This is a genomic window from Pseudomonas sp. MPFS (assembly GCF_022537035.1).
GTDB lineage: Bacteria > Pseudomonadota > Gammaproteobacteria > Pseudomonadales > Pseudomonadaceae > Aquipseudomonas > Aquipseudomonas sessilinigenes.
Window position 1 is genome coordinate 2,503,924 of sequence record NZ_CP066123.1, and the last position, 18,432, is coordinate 2,522,355.

Here is an 18,432-nt window from a genome sequence, read left to right on the forward strand (position 1 = left end):
ATACCGGAAACAGGGCGACAGAGGGTGTCTGTCGGATACAGATAAGGCCCAGAGCCTGATGTGTGTAGTTACCTTGATTAACTGCTACGCACAGAGCGCCACAACGATAGAAAGCAGCATGAACCTGGATGAAGCTGCCGACATTCCCACCATCGGCCACAAGCATCTTGAAGAGTTCTCGCCGGCTTTCCCGTCGAATCGCGAACGGTCAATGCCAGGTCAGTTTCATCAATCTGCCTTGTGGGCAGTACACATCCGGGTCAACAGCTCGGCGGTCAGACGAGCTTGCTCATAACACCTTTGCCTTGTCCCCCGATCGGGGGGACGCCTGCATCATGCAAGGGCGCAATCCGCTCGTCAACGGTTTTGTAGTGAAAATTTTCAGGCACTACATATTGTCTGACAAAAGCCGCAAAGCCCTCATTCGAGCCCCCAAGCAGGGCTGGGGCAGGTAGAATCGGCGCCTGGAAATGGTTCTGAGGTTGCAGCGGTGGATGTACAACAAGGCTTCGTCCTGACGCGACACTGGCGCGATACGCCAGCAGGCACTGAAGTCGAATTCTGGCTGGCCACCGACCAGGGGCCACGGCACCTGCGCCTGCCGTTGCAGACCTCCGTGGCTTTTGTCCCGGCCGTGCAGCGGCACCAGGCCGAGCGCCTGCTGGCTGACGATCCGGATGTCGAGCTGCGCCCCCTGCAACTGCGTGATTTTCACCAGCGCCCGGTGCTGGGTTTGTATTGCCCGCAGCACAACCAGTTGATCCGCCTGGACAAGACGCTGCGCCGGGCCGGGGTCGACGTGTTCGAAGCCGATATCCGCCCGCCGGAGCGCTACCTGATGGAGCGCTTCATCACCGCGCCGGTAGAGTTCAATGGCCAACCGGGACCGGATGGGCTGCTGCTGGACGCGCAGATGAAACGCGCCGTCGACTACCGCCCGCAACTGCGCCTGGTGTCCCTGGATATCGAGACCAGCGAGCGTGGCGAGTTGTATTCCATTGCCCTGGAGGGCTGTGGCCAGCGCCAGGTGTACATGCTAGGCAAGGCCCGCGCCGACGACAGCGCGGTGGACTTCGACCTGGAGTTCTGCGCCAGTCGCGAGCAATTGCTGGAGAAGCTCAACCAGTGGTTGGCCGAGCACGACCCCGACGCGATCATCGGCTGGAACCTGGTGCAGTTCGACCTGCGAGTGCTGCATGAGCATGCCCGGCGCCTGGCGGTACCGCTGCGCCTGGGCCGTGGAGGGCAGGAGATGCACTGGCGCGAACACGCCACCCACAACCATTACTTCGCCTCGGCGGCGGGGCGCTTGATCATCGATGGCATCGAGGCCCTGCGCTCGGCCACCTGGAGTTTCCCGTCCTTCAGCCTGGAAAACGTCGCCCAGACCCTGCTGGGCGAGGGCAAGTCGATCGACAATCCCTACCAGCGCATGGACGAGATCAACCGCATGTTCGCCGAGGACAAGCCGGCCCTGGCCCGCTACAACCTCAAGGACTGCGAGTTGGTGACGCGGATCTTCGCCAAGACCCAGCTGCTGACCTTCCTCCTGGAGCGGGCCAGCGTCACCGGCTTGCCGGCCGATCGCAGTGGCGGCTCAGTGGCGGCCTTCACCCACCTGTACATGCCGCTGATGCACCGCCAGGGTTTCGTCGCCCCCAATCTCGGCGAGCTGCCGCCCCAGGCCAGCCCCGGCGGGTTCGTCATGGATTCGCGGCCCGGCCTCTATGAATCGGTGCTGGTGCTGGACTACAAGAGCCTGTACCCCTCGATCATCCGCAGCTTCCTGATCGACCCGGTGGGCCTGGTGGAAGGCCTGCGCCAGAGTGACGAAGAGCATTCGGTGGCGGGTTTTCGCGGGGCGCGTTTCTCCCGCACCCGGCATTGCCTGCCGGCGATCGTCCAGCGGGTGGCCGAGGGCCGGGAAGTGGCCAAGCGCGAGCACAACGCGCCGCTGTCCCAGGCCCTGAAGATCATCATGAACGCCTTCTACGGCGTGCTGGGCTCCAGTGGCTGTCGCTTCTTCGATCCGCGCCTGGCCTCGTCCATCACCCTGCGCGGGCACGAGATCATGGCCCGCACCCGGCAGTTGATCGAGGCCCAGGGTCACCAGGTGATCTATGGCGATACCGACTCCACCTTCGTCTGGCTCGGCAGCGCTCACGACGAGGAGCGCGCCGGGCAGATCGGCCGGGCCCTGGTGGACCACGTCAACCAGTGGTGGCGCGATCACCTGCGCGAGCAGTACGGCCTGGAAAGCGCCTTGGAGTTGCAGTTCGAAACCCACTACAAACGCTTTCTGATGCCCACCATCCGCGGCGCCGAGGAGGGCAGCAAGAAGCGCTACGCTGGCCTGGTCCAGCGCGCCGATGGCAGCCAGGAGATGGTCTACAAGGGCCTGGAGACCGTACGTACCGATTGGTCGCCGCTGGCCCGGGAGTTCCAGCAGGAACTGTATCGGCGGATCTTCCACCGCCAGCCCTACCAGGACTATGTGCGCGACTACGTGCAGCGCACCCTGGCCGGCCAGCAGGACGATCTGCTGATCTACCGCAAGCGCCTGCGCCGACCCCTGGATGAGTACGAGCGCAATGTCCCGCCCCATGTCCGCGCGGCGCGCCTGGCCGACGACTACAACCGTGAACAGGGCCGGCCGCTGCAATACCAGCGTGGTGGCTGGATCAGCTATGTGATGACCCTGGCGGGTCCCGAGCCTCTGGAGATCCGCCGTGCCACCATCGACTACGAACACTACCTGACGCGCCAGTTGCAGCCAGTGGCGGACGCCATCCTGCCGTTCGTGCAGGATGACTTCTCGACCCTGGTGGGTGGGCAGATGGGGTTGTTCTAAGGCTGAGCAGCAGCCAGGCTGTCATGACGGGCCGCTGGGCGGGTGGGCGAGTCAGTCGTCCACGGCTTCGCACAAATGGCTGGCACCGTGCTTGTCGGTGTAGTTCACGGTGACCGAATCGTCTGCTTCAACGCTGATGGACAGGTTGGCTTCGCCTGCCTTGACCTGGAAATGCCGGTCATCCACGGCCGTGCTCTTGACCTCCTTGCCATTGATGTACACCGGGCCGCCCTGGTCGGCGCTGACCGCCAGGTTGCCGGGGCAGGCGACGTTGAACAGGGGAATACCTTCGGCCTGGGCGGTGCCGGTGATGATCATAAAAGTGCCCAGCAACAATGTCTTGCGCATTACGGACTCCTGGCGAGAAGGGGTAGGGACGGCCGTTGCGACCTCCCTGGCACCCCGGATCAGTGCCTAGCCTATCGCCTGCCCAACGCTTGCGCGAGTGGAATATGGCCCCCGAAACGCGGCTCCGGCGGGTTCTGAGCGGGCGAAAAAAACCATGGACTCGCCGTCGACGAGTGTGTCAGCTTCGGAGCGCCTCTTTGGGCGAGTGATAGGACGATCTCGCAGGCGGGGTCGTTTGTGTTCTATCGAACATTTTCTGTCTGGAACAAGGACGTAACAATGTCAAAGACACTGTCAAAAGCACTGTCGGAAATTACCTGGAATTGGGCCGACCAGGCCGCACAAGCCAGTAATGCCTACCAACAGGTACAGGCTTTCAGCCACCGCTATGACCGGGGTGGCAGCGATCCGGTGAACGGCAAGCCGTCGTTCACCGCCGACCAGGCCGCGGATGCGATCCTGCGCAAGAACCTGTCCTGGCACGACAAGAACGGTGACGGCAAGATCGACCTGACCTACACCTTCCTCACCGAGAAACCCGCCAACTACAACCCGTCCCTGGGTACCTTCAGTCAGTTCAGCGCCTTGCAGAAGGCCCAGGCCGTGCTGTCGATGCAGTCCTGGGCGGATGTGGCCAAGGTCAGCTTCACCGAGGCGGCCAAGGGTGGCGACGGGCACATGACCTTCGGCAACTACAACGTCAGCACCGGCGGCGCGGCCTTCGCCTACCTGCCATCCGGTGGTAGCTACGACGGCCAGTCCTGGTACCTGATCAACAGCCAGTACCGGGTCAACGAGACTCCCGGCACCGGCAACTACGGGCGCCAGACCCTGACCCACGAGATCGGCCATACCCTGGGCCTGTCCCATCCGGGTACCTACAACGCCGGCAATGGCAACCCCACCTACAAGGACGCCAGCTACGCCCAGGACACCCGTGGCTACAGCCTGATGAGCTACTGGAGTGAGAGCAACACCGGGCAGAACTTCAGCAAGGACGGTAGTGGGGCCTATGCCTCGGCGCCGCTGGTAGACGACATCGTCGCGGTGCAGAAGCTCTACGGCGCCAACTACCAGACCCGTGCCGACGACACCGTGTACGGCTTCAACTCCAACACCGGGCGGGATTTCTACAGCGCGCACTCCAACAGCGACAAGCTGGTGTTCGCGGTCTGGGACGGTGGCGGCAACGACACCCTGGACTTCTCCGGCTTCAGCCATAACCAGAAGATCAACCTCAACGCCGGTGCCTTCTCCGACGTTGGCGGCCTGGTGGGCAACGTCTCCATCGCCTATGGCGTGACCGTGGAGAACGCCATTGGCGGTTCCGGCAACGACCTGCTGATCGGTAACGCGGTGGCCAACGTCCTCAAGGGTGGTGCCGGCAACGACATCATCTACGGTGGCGGCGGCGCCGATACCCTGTGGGGCGGAAGCGGGGCCGACACCTTCGTCTTCGGCGCGGCGTCGGATTCCACCGTCAACGCGCCGGACTGGATCATGGATTTCACCAGCGGCCAGGACAAGATCGACCTCACCGGTATCGCGCAGTTCGCCACCGGCGGCGCAACCCTGAACTTCGTCAAGGCCTTCAGTGGCCATGCGGGCGACGCGATCCTCAGCTACAACGCCGGCACCAACCAGAGCAGTCTGCTGGTTGACCTCGCCGGTCACGGCACGGCGGACTTCGCCGTGGGTATCGTTGGCCAAGCGGTAGCGGCCGACATCATCGCCTGATCGATCAGGTCCAGTGGAGCGGCGCGCGATGCGCCGCTTCCACTCTGTCGGCCAGGGCCCGCCACCTTTTCGGTAGCAGCGCGGCCGCCACAGGTTTCCCCGGCGCTCAGTCGCCGCCCCCACCGCCACAACCGCCGCCTCCGCAACCACTGCTGTCACCGCCGCCGTCGCTGCTGCCGCCATCGCCGCCGAAGCGCGAGCTGTCGCTGTCGGAGCTGCTGGGGGACGAGTCGCTGTCTGCAGAGCTGCTGTGCAGCTCGCTGCCGCAATGGATCACCGTGCTGCCGGCGCCGTTATCGGTCAGGCGCCGCAGCGACTGGCAATCGGCGACGTAGTGAAAGCCCTGGGCGATCTTCAGCTTGGCATCCAGGGCGAACAGCAGCGGCAAGCGGCTGGGTTGGGCGGGGTGGATGTTTTCTTCGAGGCACGCCTGGCGCCAGACCCGGCGCAGGCCGTTGTCGCTCTGGCGCTCGGCATTCTGGCCGAGGACCGCCGCCGGGGTGTGATGCAGGAACTGGCCGAAGGCCTGGTGGCAGAACGCCTGGTAATCACGGGTATGAAGGATGAATTCGTGCCACAGGTCATCCACTACCTGGGACGGCATCGACACGTAGCGCTGGCCGCTTTTCAAGTAGGCCAGGAAGAACTGGCGCAGGCCCTGGGCGACCAGTTGGCAGTCCTTGAGCGTCAGGTGGGGGTGCCGGGTGCGCAGGGGCGTAAAGAGCCCGGGCGGCAGGCTGAAACTGCGGATGAAGGCCTCGCGGCGCAAGGCCGCCAGGGCTTTCTGGCGCCGCCAGAACAACAGCGCCAAGGCCAGGGCCGCCACTGTGGGAAGGATGAACAGCATGCCAGGGTCTCCGCCGCAAAAGTGCCGAGACAGTGGCGCAAAGCCGCGGTTAATTCAAGCCGCGCGGTGCCGGGCCCGGGCAGCGGCGATCCGGGACACCCCGGGGAAAAAACCGGATGGCGCCAGGGGACGCTTCTATCCTCTGGCGGTATCGGCCGTGCCTGTGGCCGACCATGGATTTCACCCCACACGGAAGCCATCTCATGAAACTCAGTACCTCCATCCCCCTGGCCATGGGCCTGGCTGGCCTGTGCCTGCTGTCTAGCGCGCAAGCCGACCAGGGCAGCGATACGGTGGCCCGTCTCAACCAGCTGTACAACGACACCCGCCAGGACTGCGGCGGCCCGTCCAAGCCGGCGTTCCTCTGCTCGGGGGTGCTGTTTCGCGCCACCTGGCCCTCCACCGACTACCAGTTCTACAGCATCAGCCCGAAAAGCCAGGCCAGCGGCGGCGTCTCGGCGTCCTACCTGCGCAAGGACTCCAAGTTCCGCAAGTTGGCCTACGGCCTGCAGAGCGGCTTCATCTTCGACACCATCTTCGGCAACCCCAAGGATCACCAGGACTACGCCGTGCTGTGCTCCTTCCCCATCGATGCCGCCACCGACGACCGCCAGCAGCAAGGCTGCACCGACTCGCGGCGCACCCCGGGCAGCGTCGAGAAGTACTGCCACGAGATCGGCGTGACCACCGCCGAGCAATGGGGCGCCAACTACCGGCAGAATCGGGGTGATCATTCGCGCCAGTGCTCCTTCGACGTGCGCGATGAGCGCAATGCCGCAGCTGGCCCGGCGTTCTACCAGAGCATCCGCTCCATGGCGCAGATCGCCGCCGAATCCTTCGGTACCCAGAACGAGCTGCGCCTGGCCAAGTGGGAAGAGAAGCCGCCGCAGTCGCCGTCGATCCTGGCGCTGTTCTACACCGAGGAGGGCGGCCTGGAGGGCGCGCGCCTGAACCAGATCCAGTGGTACAAGGCGGTCCAGCAGTACCTGCCGGTGATCAACATGAAGTTGCCGCAGACACCCCAGCAGGAGGCGAGCTTCGTCTACGACAACAAGAAGCAGGTGATCTACCCCATCACCGAAAAGAACAGCTGCGAGCGCTATGTGCAGAGCGCCACCTGGATCGAGCGGGATGACCCGGGGTTCGGCAAGAAGGTCATGACCCTGGAAGTCACCCCCACCGACTGCGGGCGCAAGGTCCAGGACAACCAGACCAACAACTTCTTCAACGAGTTGGCCAGCGACCATTACCTGGACGCCCAGTGGAAAAACAACCCGGACAACCGCGACAGCACGGTGGGCAGCATGCGCCGCCAACTGGTCTGCCACTTCAACATCGCCCGGGACAAGCCGCAGTGGAACCTGGAGCCCTCGCGCCCCTATACCTCCAATGAGGACTCCATCGCCAAGGGTTGCAACAACACCTGAGTGAACCGGCCGCCGGCCATCAGTTGTGGTTGATGTCCACCTCACGGGTTTCCTTCAGGCACAGCAGGCCCACCAGCAGGCTGACCCCGGTGATCGCCACCGGGTACCACAGGCCATAGAAGATGTCGCCGGTGTACACCACCAGGGCGAAGGACACGGTGGGCAGGAAGCCGCCGAACCAGCCGTTGCCGATGTGGTAGGGCAAGGACATCGAGGTGTAGCGGATACGGGTCGGGAACAGTTCTACCATCAGCGCCGCCAGCGGGCCGTAGCACATGGCGGCGATCAGGATCAGGGCGACGATCAGCGCCACCACCATGGCCTTGTTGACGTTCTGGTTATCGGCCTGTTGCGGATAGCCGGCCAGGGTCACCGCACCGCGCAGCGCCGCCTCGTCGAAACCGTCGATCTTCACGTCGCCGACGCTGACCTGTACCGGGCTGCCCGCCGGGGCGGCGATGCTGGAATAGGGCAGGCCCTGTTTCACCAGGAAAGTCTTGACCTTGTCGCAGGGGCTGTCGAAGCGTGCCTTGCCCACCGGGTCGAACTGGAAGGTGCAGGTGGCCGGGTCGGCGGTGACGGTGATGGGCGCCTGGCGGCTGGCCTGGTCGATGGCCGGGTTGGCGTAGTGGGCCAGGCCCTTGAAGATCGGAAAGTACAGCGCCGTGGCCAGCAGCAGGCCAAGCATCAGCACCGGCTTGCGGCCGACCTTGTCCGAGAGCCAGCCGAAGAAAATGAACATCGGCGCGCCAATCACCACGCTGATGATCAGCAGGCTGTTGGCCAGGGCCGGGTCCATCTTGAGGAACTGGGTGAGGAAGAACAGCACGTAGAACTGCGCGGCGTAGAAGGTCACCGCCTGGCCGGCGTTGATGCTGAACAGGGCGATCAGCACCACCTTGAGGTTCTCCCACTTGCCGAAGGATTCGCGGATCGGCGCCTGGCTGGCGCGGCCTTCTTCTTTCATCTTCAGGAACGCTGGCGACTCGTGCAGGCTCATGCGGATCCAGGTGGAGATGCCCAGCAGCACGATCGACAGCAGGAACGGCAAGCGCCAGCCCCAGACGTCGAATTGATCGCCGGTGAAGTAGCGGCAGGCCAGCACCACCAGCAGCGACAGCAGCAGGCCCAGGGTCGCGGTGGACTGGATCCAGCTGGTGTGCAGGCCGCGCTTGCCATGGGGCGCATGCTCGGCCACGTAGGTCGCGGCACCGCCGTACTCGCCGCCCAGGGCCAGGCCCTGGAGCATGCGCAAGGCCACCAGGATGATCGGCGCGGCGATGCCGATGCTGGCGTAGTTGGGCAACAGGCCTACGGCGAAGGTGGCCAGGCCCATGAGGATGATGGTGGCGAGAAAGGTGTACTTGCGCCCGATCATGTCCCCCAGGCGGCCGAACACCAGGGCGCCGAAGGGCCGCACCACGAAGCCGGCGGCGAAGGCCATCAGGGCGAAAATGAAGGCCGTGGTGTCGTTGACCCCGGCGAAGAACTGCTTGCTGATCACCGCCGCCAGGGCACCGTAGAGAAAGAAGTCGTACCACTCGAAGACGGTACCGAGGGACGAGGCGAAGATGACTTTCTGGCTTTCCTTGCTGGTGGGCACCACGGCCGTGGTGTCCATCGCTTGAGCATGTTCCGACATATCGATATCCCTCACAGTGATTGTTTTTGTTGTTCCACTGTCGGCGCCAGTGATGGCGTCGCTGTCTGCATCTTTTCGCAGTCCTCGCTCCTAGCAGGGTGGGGTCAGGCGGGGGAGGCGGTTTGTTTTTCCGGGGCAGGGCTCCTTGTAGTCGTGGCCAGAATCAGTTCGGCGGCCTTCTCGGCGATCATCAGGGTCGGCGAGCAGGTGTTGCCCGAGGTGATGCGCGGCATGATCGAGGCGTCGGCGATGCGCAGCCCGGCGATGCCGTGCACGCGCAGTTGGGCGTCCACCACGGCCTGGGCGTCGTGGCCCATGCGGCAGGTGCCCACCGGATGGAAGATGGTGGTGCCGATCTTCGCTGCGGCTTCATGCAATTGCTCCTGGCTTTGCAATTGCGCGCCGGGCAGGTACTCGCTGGGACTGAACGCTTGCAGGGCCGGGGCGGCGACGATGCGTCGGGTCAGGCGGATGGCGTCGGCCGCCACTTGCAGGTCCTGCGGATGGCTCAGGTAGTTGGGCTGGATCAGCGGCGCCTGGCCTGCGTCCACGGAACGGATCTCGACCCGGCCACGGCTTTGCGGGCGCAGGTCGCAGACTGAGGCCGTGAACGCCGGGAAATCGTGCAAGGGTTCGCCGAAGCGTTCCAGGGACAGTGGCTGCACGTGGTATTCGAGGTTGGCGGTGGCCTGCTCGGGGCTGGAGCGGGCGAAGGCGCCGAGCTGGCTGGGAGCCATGGACAGCGGGCCGCTGCGGTCGTACAGGTAGCGCAGGCCCATGCCCATCTTGCCCCACAGGCTGCCGGCGATCTGGTTCAGGGTGCGGGCGTTATCCAGCTTGTAGATCAACCGCAGTTGCAGGTGGTCCTGGAGGTTGCCGCCGACCCCGGGCAGGGCATGGGCGACGCCGATGCCCAGGCGTTGCAGCAACGCCACCGGGCCGATGCCGGAACGCTGGAGGATGCTCGGCGAGCCGATGGAGCCGGCACAGAGAATGATCTCCCGGCGGGCCTTGAAGTCCTGCTGGCGTCCCTGGGCCATGGCGCGCACCGCCGTGGCGCGGCCGTCTTGGAGGAGCAGCCGTTGCACCTCGACGCCGGTCAGGACGGTGAGGTTGGGGCGCTGGGCGATGGGCTTGAGAAAGGCCTTCGCGGCGTTCCAGCGCACCCCGGCCTTCTGGTTGACCTGGAAGTAGCCGCAGCCTTCGTTGTCGCCGCCGTTGAAGTCGTCGATCCGTGGGATGCCGCTCTGTTCGGCAGCGCTGCGAAAAGCATCGAGGATCGGCCACGAGAGGCGCTGGCGCTCCACCCGCCACTCACCGGCGGCGCCGTGCAGCGGGCTGGCCCCGGCGAAGTGGTTCTCGCTCTTCTTGAACAGCGGCAGGACCTCGCTCCAGCTCCAGCCCGGGTTGCCCTCGGCGGCCCAGCCATCGTAGTCGGCAGCCTGGCCACGCATGTAGATCATGCCGTTGATCGATGAACAGCCCCCCAGCACCTTGCCCCGCGGGTAGCTCAAGGCGCGACCTTGCAGGCCCGGTTCGGCCTCGGTCTTGAAGCACCAGTCGGTGCGTGGGTTGCCGATGCAGAACAGGTAGCCGACGGGAATGTGGATCCAGGGGTAGTTGTCGCGTCCGCCGGCTTCCAGCAGCAGCACCCGGTGCTGGGGGTTGGCGGACAAGCGATTGGCCAGCAGGCAGCCGGCGGGACCGGCACCGACCACGATATAGTCGAAAGCGTCAAAGGCAGGAAGCATTCGTGACCTCGTTGGCAGATTCTTATTAGCAGGCCGTTGAAAAACTACCTGCGTTGCCATCGCTGCGTTGAAAACAGGCTCAAAATGCTCATTTACCACATGTAAATTGCGCTTTTTCGCCTGTTTTCGCCTTGCGCTGGCTGCCTCGCCTACATTTTTCAAGGGCCTGTTAGCAGCTGTCCGTCATCCGCGGCAGCCTTGTGCTTCATCCTAGTTGTTAGCTTTCGTTAAAAGAATGTTAGTTTTTGCCCACCCGCTGTGCGTTTTCTAACAGCATTAGCCCCCAGGCACCGGCAAGGAATCCCCATGTTCGACTGGAACGACCTGCGCTTTTTTCTCGAGCTGCAACGCAGTGGCCGCCTGCTCACCGCGGCGCGACGGCTGAACACTACCCACGCCACGGTGGCGCGGCATATCGAGGCGGTGGAGAAGGCCCTGGGCACCGCGCTGTTCGTCCAGCACGCCCAGGGCTATGAGCTGACCCCGGCCGGCGAGGCGCTGCTCAAGCACGCCGAGGCCATGGAGAACGTGGCGCTGCTGGCCCAGGAGGAAATCACCCAGTCCAGCGCGTTGCTGGGCAAGATCCGCGTCGGCGTCACCGAGGGCCTGGGGGTCAAGTTCCTCGCCAGCCGCATGGGCGGCCTGTTCGAGCGTTACCCGGGGCTGGAGGTGGAACTGGTGGCGGTGCCGCGGTTCGTCAGCATCCTCAACCGCGAGGCGGAAATCAGCATCCACCTGGAACGACCCAGTGCCGACATGCTGGTGACCCGCAAGCTCACCGACTACCGCCTGGCGCTGTACGCCAGCCAGGCTTACCTGGACCGCGCCCCACCGCTGCGCAATCGCGAGGACCTGGGGCGCCATGCCTGGATCGGCTACGTCAACGACCTGCTGTTCAGCCAGGAACTGATGTTCCTCAACAGCTTTTGCCGCAACCCCCAGGTGTTGTTCCACAGCACCAGCGTCATCGCCCAGCAGGAGGCGGCCCGTTCGGGCCTGGGGATCGCGGTGCTGCCGTGCTACATGGCCGCCACGGATCGGCAGCTGGTGCCGTTGCTGCCCACCGAGAGCATCCAGCGCGCCTACTGGATCAGCACCCGCCGCGAGCTGCACAAGTCGGTGCGCCTGCGGGTGGTCTGGGACTACCTCATGGAGCTGTGCGCCACGCACCAGCCGGTTTTGCTGGGGACCGCCCCACAGGTCTAGGGCGATTCACAACAGCGGCCCACAGTGGGCCGAGCGGCTGAGCAGGTCGCCGGCCTGGATATCGACGAAGCGCGAGCCGTAGGACAGCGGCTTGAGTGCCCCGCGCTCCTGGCCCATGCCCAGGCCGCCAGTGGTACGGGTCTCGCCGTCCTGCAACAGCGGGTCCAGGCGTGCCTGGGCAGCCACCAGGCGCAGGGTCACGGCCTGGCGCCGTGGCAGCTCACCGGCGAGCAAGGGACTGGAGCGGTGCCACAGGTACTTGCTGAACAGCAGGGCATCGCCGGGCTCGAAGGCTTCTTCGATGCGCTGTCGCTCGAAGCGCTCGGTCAAAGGTCCCGGGCTGGCGTAGGTCTGGCGCAAGAGCTCGGACAGTTCGGTGATTGACTCGCCCTGGGCCAGTTGCTGGGCCAGCATTCGCGAAAACTGGAAGTTGCCCACGGCCGAGCACAGCGACAGCGGCACCCAGGCCATGCCGCCACCCTGTGCCTTTGGGCGTACCGGTTGCAGGGGCAGCCACAGGCTGAAGGCCGGGTCTTGGGGGCGGATGTAGCGAAAGTTCAGCGAGTCGTAGTGCCAGGCGAAACCCGAGCGCCCCTGGTCCAGCTCGAAGCCTTGGGCTTCGCACAGGATCAGCCGGCTGTCGGTGAGGTAAGTCAGTACCTGGGCCAGTGCCGGCTGGCCTTGGAGTTGCCGGAGAATACCGTCCTGGTCCAGGCGGTGGGTCAGGCGGTTGAACCCCTCGCCAGCGCTGGCCTGGGTCGGACGCAGTTGCTGCTCCACCAGCTGGCGCAGCGATTCGATGGCGGCGCTGGTCAGCAATCCCGGCAGCTTGAGGTAGCCCTGTTCGTGGAACAGCCGCCGCTGTTGCGGGTCCAGGGGCAGGGGATTGACCAGGTAAGGGGCGGGCGGTTGCGGCAGGTTCACGGGCGTATTCCATTACCGGGGACAGGTGCCTGAGTATGGACAGTGGCACCGCTGACCGAGCGCTGGATTCGACCTCGACCGGTGTTTAAGCGACACCTGCCACCGGTTGCTGTCGGCGCGCGGCCAGGCGAGGGCGGGTCTGTCGCCATTGGCACATCGAGCGCTGTCAGGAGTTGGGGCCGGCAGCTTGCAGGTCTTGCTGGCGGATGTAGGAGTCCTGGGTCCGGATGAACCGGTCGAAGGCTCTGGAGTTGTAGACCTGCAAGCAAGCGTGCAGCACGACTTTGCCAGGACGGTGCTTACTGTTGGCCGCGACCTGGTCATAAGCCTTGAAGACGTATTCGGTGGTGGCGTCATAGGGGTCATGCAGGGTCGTGAGCGTGTCTTCGTCCTGCAGGACCTGATGCAGGCCACCGCCCATGACGCCATACATGCCGATGGCATGCCCAACGTCCTCGCCCATGGCCGAGCGCTCGGGAAACTGCCTGGCCATGCAGTAGGCCAGTCCATAGTTCTTCAGGGACTGGCGTGCCGCCGCCAGGTCCTTCGCGCCAGCCTGGCCCATGCCTGCCATCAGGCACAGCGCCAGCGAAAGCCTTTTCATCCTTGATCTCCTGAGTCATGGCCGGCAGCGGCCGTTGCGGCGCCGATGGTCGAAGCCGCCATCGAGCTTGTCAATGCCCCGGCTCGCCGGTGCGCCTGGCCAACCTGATAGCGCCTGCGGGCATTGGCGTGAAAAGACAAAAAGTCGTCATCAATTGAAGCCGGTCGCCGCCTGGGCCGTTGCTAGATTGGCAGCCGTTGCCGTGCCACCTCACCCATAACAATCAATAACGAAGGTGCCTATCGTGAGCGCTACCGCCGAACCTGCAGCCCTGCCGGGCGAGGCCAGTCATCGCTGGCTGCTGATCACTATCACCCTATGTGCGTCGGTGCTGCCGGCGACCTTCCTCTGGGCCCCGGCCCTGTCCATGCAATTGACCACGCAGATCGGCCTGAGCCCGAGTCGGATCGGCGCGATGTTTTCCCTGGAACTGATCTTCAGCAGCCTGGCCACCTTGCCGGCCATCTACTGGCTGCGCTCGGGTCACTGGCAGCGCTGGGCCTTGCTGTTCATGGGCCTGTACATCGGCGGCAACCTGGCTTCGGCGCTGTTGCTGGAGCGCTATTTCAACGCCTTCCTGGTGGCTCGGGGCGTCACTGCACTGGCCGCCGGTTCGCTGCTGATCCTGTGTACCCGCAGCGTCGCGCACCTGGATGATCGCGGGCGGGCGTTCGGTTCGATCATCTTCGGCCAACTGATACTCGGAACCCTGGGACTGGCGGTGTTGCCCAGCGCCTTCCAGCATTTTGGCCCCGGGGTGTGCTTTGCCTTGCAGGCGCTGTTGATGCTGGCCTGCGTGCCGCTGTGCCGGCACTTCATTCGGGTCCCTCAGCTAGCGGCCAGCGGTGGGCGCCGTCGCTTGGGGGCTTCCAGACATGGCCTGCTGGGGGTGGCCTCGATCTTCCTGCTGTATGTGTGCCTGGGCGGAGTCTGGACCTTCATCAGTGCCTTGCAGGCGCCCACGGCCATGGATCGTGGGCAGTTGGACCAGTTGCTGACCCTGTCCAGCGCGGTGGGCATCCTCGGCGCCGGCGCCGCCACTTTGCTGGGACGTGATCGCTATCGCGGGGCATGCCTGCTGCTGGGGTTCGCCGCGTTGGTCCTGGCCTTGCTGGTGATGGCGGCGGTGCCCCGGGCGGATGCGGCCTTCATCGCGGTGCTGGTGTTCAAGTTCACCTGGACCCTGCTGGTGCCCTTCATGCTCACGGTGATCAGCCTGCACGATCGCGAGGGCGGCTTGATCAACCTGACCAACCTGGTCCTCGGCCTGGGGCTGGCCTGTGGCCCGGCGCTGTGCGGCTATCTGCTGGAAACCTTTTCCTACCAGGCGATGTTCGGCTGCGGCGCGCTGCTGGCCCTGCTGGCCGCCGCGGCGATCAACCTCGCGCACTTCCACCTGCCATCCAAGAGTCTTTGCCATGAAGCCTGAATTGCATCCTTCAGCGGGCGCCAGTGCGTTCCTGTTCGACGAGCGCTGCCTGTGGTTCCACTCCGGCCGGGCCTCGGCCCTGGCGGCCCCGGTCGGCGGGTGGGTCCAGCCGCTGGCCAGCGGCTCGGGCGTGGCCTCGGCCGATTGCTTGCGGCGGCTCAAGGCGTTGATGGACGCCAGCGGCCTGAGCCGACAGTTGCGGGTGGAGTCCGCAGCGCCGGCCTCCCTGGCGCAGATGGCCAGGGTCCATGACCTTGAGTACCTGGAGCGCTTTCGTCGGTTGAGCGAGCAGCAGGGAGGAGAACTGGGACTGGCGGCGCCTTTCGCTGCCGGCAGCTTCGAGCTGGCGGCGCTGTCCGCCGGGCTGGCCAGGGCGGCGGTGGAAGGCGTGATACGCGGCGAGTACCAGCGAGCCTATGCCGCCTGCATCCCGGCCGGGCACCACGCTTTGCGGGATCAGGCCATGGGCTCGACGCTGCTGGCCAACTCGGCCATCGCCGTGGAGCACGCCATTGCCGAACTCGGCGCGCGGCGCGTGGCCATCGTCGATTGGGATGTGCACCACGGCAACGGTACCCAGTCGCTGTTCTACGAGCGCGGGGACGTGCTGACCATCTCCCTGCACCAGGAAAACTGCTTTCCCCCAGGCTCCGGCGGCGCCGACGAACTTGGGCGAGGTGTAGGGCAGGGGTGCAATCTCAACATCCCGCTGCTGCCCGGTTGCGGCCACCAGCAGTACCTGCATGCCATGGCGCAGTTGGTGGTGCCGGCGCTGCTGCGTTTCGCCCCGGACCTGCTGGTGATCGGCGCCGGCTACGACGCCAGCACCTACGACGTGCTCGGCCACATGCAATTGCACAGCGGCAGTTTCCGCGAGATGACTCGGATGATGGTGGCGGTGGCCGAGCGCCTCGGCCATGGGCGCCTGGTGATGGTCCATGAGGGCGGCTACTCGGAGGTCTACGTGCCGTTCTGCGCGATCGCCGCCATCGAGGCCCTGACCGGCCTGCAGACCCAGGTCCGCGATCCCTTTATCGAGTTCATCGAACAGCAGCGGCTGGCGGACGACTTCGATCGCCTGCACCACCAGCGCGTGCAAACCCAGGCCCGGCAACTGGAGCTGGTGCCTGCTCCTTGAGTCCATCGCCCATACAGGTCCGACCATGAATCCTTCCAATAACAACAATCGATTCTTCGTCCAACGTGGGGCTGTGCTGGCGTGCTGTGCCCTGTGGGCCGGGTGCGCGCTGGCCGGCCCGGATCAGCCCGGCCCGGTCGCGAACCCGGTCTCGCCGGCCCGGGCTCCGAGCCTTGGCGAACAGCTGGATGCCCAGGGCATCGCCGTGCACGGCTTCGGTAGCTGGTACAGCTTGTACAACACCTACGGGGTGGGGCGTCGCCAGGATCAGAACAACCTGTTCCTGATGTTGGCGGCCGACTTCGACCTGGAAAAGCTGCTGGGTGTGAAGGGCGCCAGCGTGCACCTCAAGCAGAGCTATGCCCCGGTGGCCAGCAATGTCGACTACGGTCCGGCGCTGGGGGACATCTATGGCGCGGTGGCGCCCTTCGTACCGAAGAAGGCGCGGCTGGTGCAGCTGTCCTACGAACAGCGCCTGCTGGAGGATGCCCTTAAGCTGGAGCTGGGCCGGAGCAACCCAGCGACCTCGTTCATGCAGCCGGCTTGTGCCTTCGTGTTCACCTGTTTCAACCCGCTGACGTTGATGAACGGCTCGGTGTTCGCCTATCCGTTCGCCTACTGGAGCGCCACGGCCCGCTACAACTTCGACGACAACCGCTTTGCCCAGGTGGGCGGCTGGTTGCTCAATGGGCAGATCCCCTTCGAGTCCGGCTGGAACTGGCGCGAGGAACGCCACGACGGGCGCTTCTTCCTGGCCCAGGTCGGCACCCAGACCCGTTTTGGTGAGGCGCTCTATCCCAGTCGTTTCGAGCTGACCCTGTATCGCTCCACCAAGAAACAGCCCAACCCCAGCCGCACGGTGGCCGGTACCTCGACCTTGCTCGACCCGGGCTCGGCGCCCAAGGTCCAGGACCATGCCGATGGCATTCTCTTCAATTGGCAGAAGACGGTGTACCGCGCCGACGGTGGTAGCCGCCCGTTCGATACCCACCCGCGCAGCCTGACCCTGGAAGGCGGGCTCAGCTCGTCGCTGACCCCCGGGGTTACCGGTGGGGTGGATGCCTTCGGCTTCATCGGGGTCAATGCCCTCAACGTTATTCCGGGCCGCCCGCTGGATAGCCTTGGTGCACGCCTGAGCTGGTTTCGCGTGAGCAAGGACTTCCAGGCCCGCCTCAAGGACGCCGGGCGCCTGTCGGGCAGTGCCTACGAGCAGCCACGGGACAGTTTCGTCGCCGAGCTCAATGGGCGCTTCGTCCTGGGTAGCGGCGTGACCCTGGACCCCTTCATCAACTACGTGCTGCAACCCAGTCGCTTCCAGAACCCCTTCGCCGAACAGCGTCCGGCCAGCGGCTGGTTGTTCGGCCTGGGCCTGAACTTCGCCCTCGACCCGTTGCTGGGCTGGCGCCACTGATCCCTTGAGGAGAGTCCCGATGAACCTTGTGCAAACCCAGGACCTGATCTTCTGCAACTGGCAACAGGCGGCAGTGGACGGTGACCTGGAGCAGCAACTTGCCGCCTTGCTCGAAACCATGGCCGCCGCCCTGGCCGAACGAGGGGTGAGCTTGGGCGCGATGCTCAAGCACAGCATCGCCATTCGCAATGGCGCCGTGGACCCGCTGGCGGCGATCCAGGCATTCCATCGCCAGTGCCATGCCCTGGCCCCCCGGTTGGTCCGGGAGCCCAGCGTCGGCACCCTTTTCCGGGTGCCGCATCTGCCCCGGGAAGGGGCGCTGGTAGCGCTCGAGGCGGTATTCGCCAGGCATGCCACGCCGGCACGGCGGGCCCTGTTCGACGACCTGCCGATGGATGTGGCGCGGGCCCTGGAGTATCGCGGCCAGCTGTTCCTCACCGGTTTCGAGGCCCTGGAACTGCTGGCGCCGGAGCGTGGCTTGAGCGCCGATAACCTGCAGGTCCGTCCCGGGCTGGCGGAGCAGGTGGAGGTGATCCTGGACAAGATCCAGGACAGCCTCCGGGCCCTGGACGCCGACTGCTCCGACCTGGCCCGCCTGACCCTGTACCTGCGCGCCGACCAGGACCCGCAGCACGCCCGACAGTTGGTAACGCAGGCTGTGCGCCAGCGGGCCGATGCCAGGGTGGCCGAGGCGCTGCAACTGTGCGTGCTACGTGGCCACGGCATGGTCCTGGAGGAATTCAAGATCGAGATCGATGGCCTGGCCCTGCGCCCGCAAGTCCTGCGGCCAACCTGGGTCAGCCTGGCCTGCGGCGAGGCCGGCAGCTTGTCGCTGGCGAGCGTGGAGCAGGCGGCGAGGGCCCTGGCCAGGCGCCTCGACACCGGTGGCCAGCCGGCGGCCTTGCAGGTGTTGCTCAAGTGCCCCGGCATCGAGGCCGGCCCCGTGGCGAGCCAGCCCTTGCTGGAAGCGTTCAGCCGCCAACTGCAGCGTGAGCTGGGAGCCGCGGCGACGTTGCAGCTGTCCGTGGCGCTGCTCTGGGTCAAGGCCCTGGAGGCACCCGGTGCGGCCCTGGAGCTGGACGCCAGCCTGTTCATTCAATGAAGGAAGGAGTAGCAA

Annotated in this window: 15 protein-coding genes; 9 read left to right on the forward strand and 6 right to left on the reverse strand. The window is 65.2% G+C overall.

The genetic code is table 11. From position 1 onward, the window contains the following. The first annotated feature begins 118 nt into the window (after positions 1 to 118). Both I9018_RS11855 and I9018_RS11860 read left to right on the forward strand, forming a co-directional pair. Complete coding sequence (locus I9018_RS11855; protein WP_164487277.1) at positions 119 to 295, forward strand: hypothetical protein; 177 nt, start codon at positions 119 to 121, stop codon at positions 293 to 295. Between the two features lie 195 nt (positions 296 to 490). Beyond that, positions 491 to 2,851: a DNA polymerase II gene (locus I9018_RS11860; protein WP_241109544.1), complete on the forward strand. Its 2,361-nt coding sequence runs from the start codon at positions 491 to 493 to the stop codon at positions 2,849 to 2,851. A 51-nt stretch (positions 2,852 to 2,902) separates the two neighbouring features. On the opposite strand, the gene I9018_RS11865 is transcribed toward I9018_RS11860, so the two are convergent. Next, complete coding sequence (locus I9018_RS11865; RefSeq protein WP_124346450.1) at positions 2,903 to 3,199, reverse strand: hypothetical protein; 297 nt, start codon at positions 3,197 to 3,199, stop codon at positions 2,903 to 2,905. Between the two features lie 279 nt (positions 3,200 to 3,478). Between I9018_RS11865 and I9018_RS11870 the strand changes: the two genes are divergently transcribed. Further along, positions 3,479 to 4,936, forward strand: a complete 1,458-nt coding sequence (locus I9018_RS11870; RefSeq protein WP_068585716.1) for a serralysin family metalloprotease — start codon at positions 3,479 to 3,481, stop codon at positions 4,934 to 4,936. Positions 4,937 to 5,042: 106 nt separating this feature from the next. On the opposite strand, the gene I9018_RS11875 is transcribed toward I9018_RS11870, so the two are convergent. Continuing rightward, on the reverse strand, positions 5,043 to 5,783 hold the full coding sequence (locus I9018_RS11875) for a hypothetical protein (RefSeq protein WP_068585715.1): 741 nt from the start codon (positions 5,781 to 5,783) through the stop codon (positions 5,043 to 5,045). Positions 5,784 to 5,986: 203 nt separating this feature from the next. Between I9018_RS11875 and I9018_RS11880 the strand changes: the two genes are divergently transcribed. Continuing rightward, on the forward strand, positions 5,987 to 7,210 hold the full coding sequence (locus I9018_RS11880; protein WP_124346451.1) for a DUF2599 domain-containing protein: 1,224 nt from the start codon (positions 5,987 to 5,989) through the stop codon (positions 7,208 to 7,210). Positions 7,211 to 7,229: 19 nt separating this feature from the next. Here I9018_RS11880 and I9018_RS11885 read toward each other — a convergent pair whose 3' ends face one another. Further along, positions 7,230 to 8,852, reverse strand: coding sequence for an MFS transporter (locus tag I9018_RS11885; protein ID WP_241109545.1), 1,623 nt, complete (start codon positions 8,850 to 8,852; stop codon positions 7,230 to 7,232). A 104-nt stretch (positions 8,853 to 8,956) separates the two neighbouring features. Continuing rightward, positions 8,957 to 10,603, reverse strand: a complete 1,647-nt coding sequence (locus I9018_RS11890; RefSeq protein ID WP_068585704.1) for a GMC family oxidoreductase N-terminal domain-containing protein — start codon at positions 10,601 to 10,603, stop codon at positions 8,957 to 8,959. Positions 10,604 to 10,909: 306 nt separating this feature from the next. On the opposite strand from I9018_RS11890, the gene I9018_RS11895 reads away from it, so the two are divergent. After that, positions 10,910 to 11,809, forward strand: a complete 900-nt coding sequence (locus I9018_RS11895) for a LysR family transcriptional regulator (protein WP_085596530.1) — start codon at positions 10,910 to 10,912, stop codon at positions 11,807 to 11,809. Positions 11,810 to 11,815: 6 nt separating this feature from the next. Here I9018_RS11895 and I9018_RS11900 read toward each other — a convergent pair whose 3' ends face one another. Further along, positions 11,816 to 12,733 (reverse strand): phytanoyl-CoA dioxygenase family protein, encoded by a 918-nt coding sequence (locus I9018_RS11900; RefSeq protein ID WP_241109546.1) that lies wholly within the window; start codon positions 12,731 to 12,733, stop codon positions 11,816 to 11,818. 166 nt (positions 12,734 to 12,899) lie between these two features. Next, a complete protein-coding gene (locus I9018_RS11905) occupies positions 12,900 to 13,337 on the reverse strand; it encodes a hypothetical protein (protein ID WP_241109547.1) in 438 nt (145 codons plus the stop codon). Between the two features lie 244 nt (positions 13,338 to 13,581). Here I9018_RS11905 and I9018_RS11910 point away from each other — a divergent pair, with 244 nt between their 5' ends. Genes I9018_RS11910 through I9018_RS11925 form a run of 4 tightly spaced genes read left to right on the forward strand, consistent with a single transcriptional unit; the run spans position 13,582 to position 18,417 of the window. Beyond that, complete coding sequence (locus I9018_RS11910) at positions 13,582 to 14,766, forward strand: MFS transporter (RefSeq protein WP_124346456.1); 1,185 nt, start codon at positions 13,582 to 13,584, stop codon at positions 14,764 to 14,766. Continuing rightward, a complete protein-coding gene (locus I9018_RS11915; protein ID WP_241109548.1) occupies positions 14,756 to 15,904 on the forward strand; it encodes a class II histone deacetylase in 1,149 nt (382 codons plus the stop codon). The genes I9018_RS11910 and I9018_RS11915 overlap by 11 nt, the downstream gene beginning before the upstream one ends. Positions 15,905 to 15,929: 25 nt before the next feature. After that, the gene (locus tag I9018_RS11920) at positions 15,930 to 17,315 is read left to right on the forward strand and encodes a carbohydrate porin (RefSeq protein WP_241109549.1); all 1,386 of its coding nucleotides are present in this window, start codon (positions 15,930 to 15,932) and stop codon (positions 17,313 to 17,315) included. 19 nt (positions 17,316 to 17,334) lie between these two features. Continuing rightward, positions 17,335 to 18,417, forward strand: coding sequence for a hypothetical protein (locus I9018_RS11925; RefSeq protein ID WP_241109550.1), 1,083 nt, complete (start codon positions 17,335 to 17,337; stop codon positions 18,415 to 18,417). Positions 18,418 to 18,432 lie beyond the last annotated feature (15 nt).

Excerpts from the sequence above, each read along its gene's own strand:
- I9018_RS11855 (WP_164487277.1), top strand. The coding sequence starts at position 119 with ATGAACCTGGATGAAGCTGCCGACATTCCCACCATCGGCCACAAGCAT.
- I9018_RS11865 (WP_124346450.1), bottom strand. The coding sequence starts at position 3,199 with ATGCGCAAGACATTGTTGCTGGGCACTTTTATGATCATCACCGGCACC.
- I9018_RS11870 (WP_068585716.1), top strand. The coding sequence starts at position 3,479 with ATGTCAAAGACACTGTCAAAAGCACTGTCGGAAATTACCTGGAATTGG.
- I9018_RS11875 (WP_068585715.1), bottom strand. The coding sequence starts at position 5,783 with ATGCTGTTCATCCTTCCCACAGTGGCGGCCCTGGCCTTGGCGCTGTTG.
- I9018_RS11880 (WP_124346451.1), top strand. The coding sequence starts at position 5,987 with ATGAAACTCAGTACCTCCATCCCCCTGGCCATGGGCCTGGCTGGCCTG.
- I9018_RS11885 (WP_241109545.1), bottom strand. The coding sequence starts at position 8,852 with ATGTCGGAACATGCTCAAGCGATGGACACCACGGCCGTGGTGCCCACC.
- I9018_RS11890 (WP_068585704.1), bottom strand. The coding sequence starts at position 10,603 with ATGCTTCCTGCCTTTGACGCTTTCGACTATATCGTGGTCGGTGCCGGT.
- I9018_RS11895 (WP_085596530.1), top strand. The coding sequence starts at position 10,910 with ATGTTCGACTGGAACGACCTGCGCTTTTTTCTCGAGCTGCAACGCAGT.
- I9018_RS11905 (WP_241109547.1), bottom strand. The coding sequence starts at position 13,337 with ATGAAAAGGCTTTCGCTGGCGCTGTGCCTGATGGCAGGCATGGGCCAG.
- I9018_RS11915 (WP_241109548.1), top strand. The coding sequence starts at position 14,756 with ATGAAGCCTGAATTGCATCCTTCAGCGGGCGCCAGTGCGTTCCTGTTC.
- I9018_RS11920 (WP_241109549.1), top strand. The coding sequence starts at position 15,930 with ATGAATCCTTCCAATAACAACAATCGATTCTTCGTCCAACGTGGGGCT.
- I9018_RS11925 (WP_241109550.1), top strand. The coding sequence starts at position 17,335 with ATGAACCTTGTGCAAACCCAGGACCTGATCTTCTGCAACTGGCAACAG.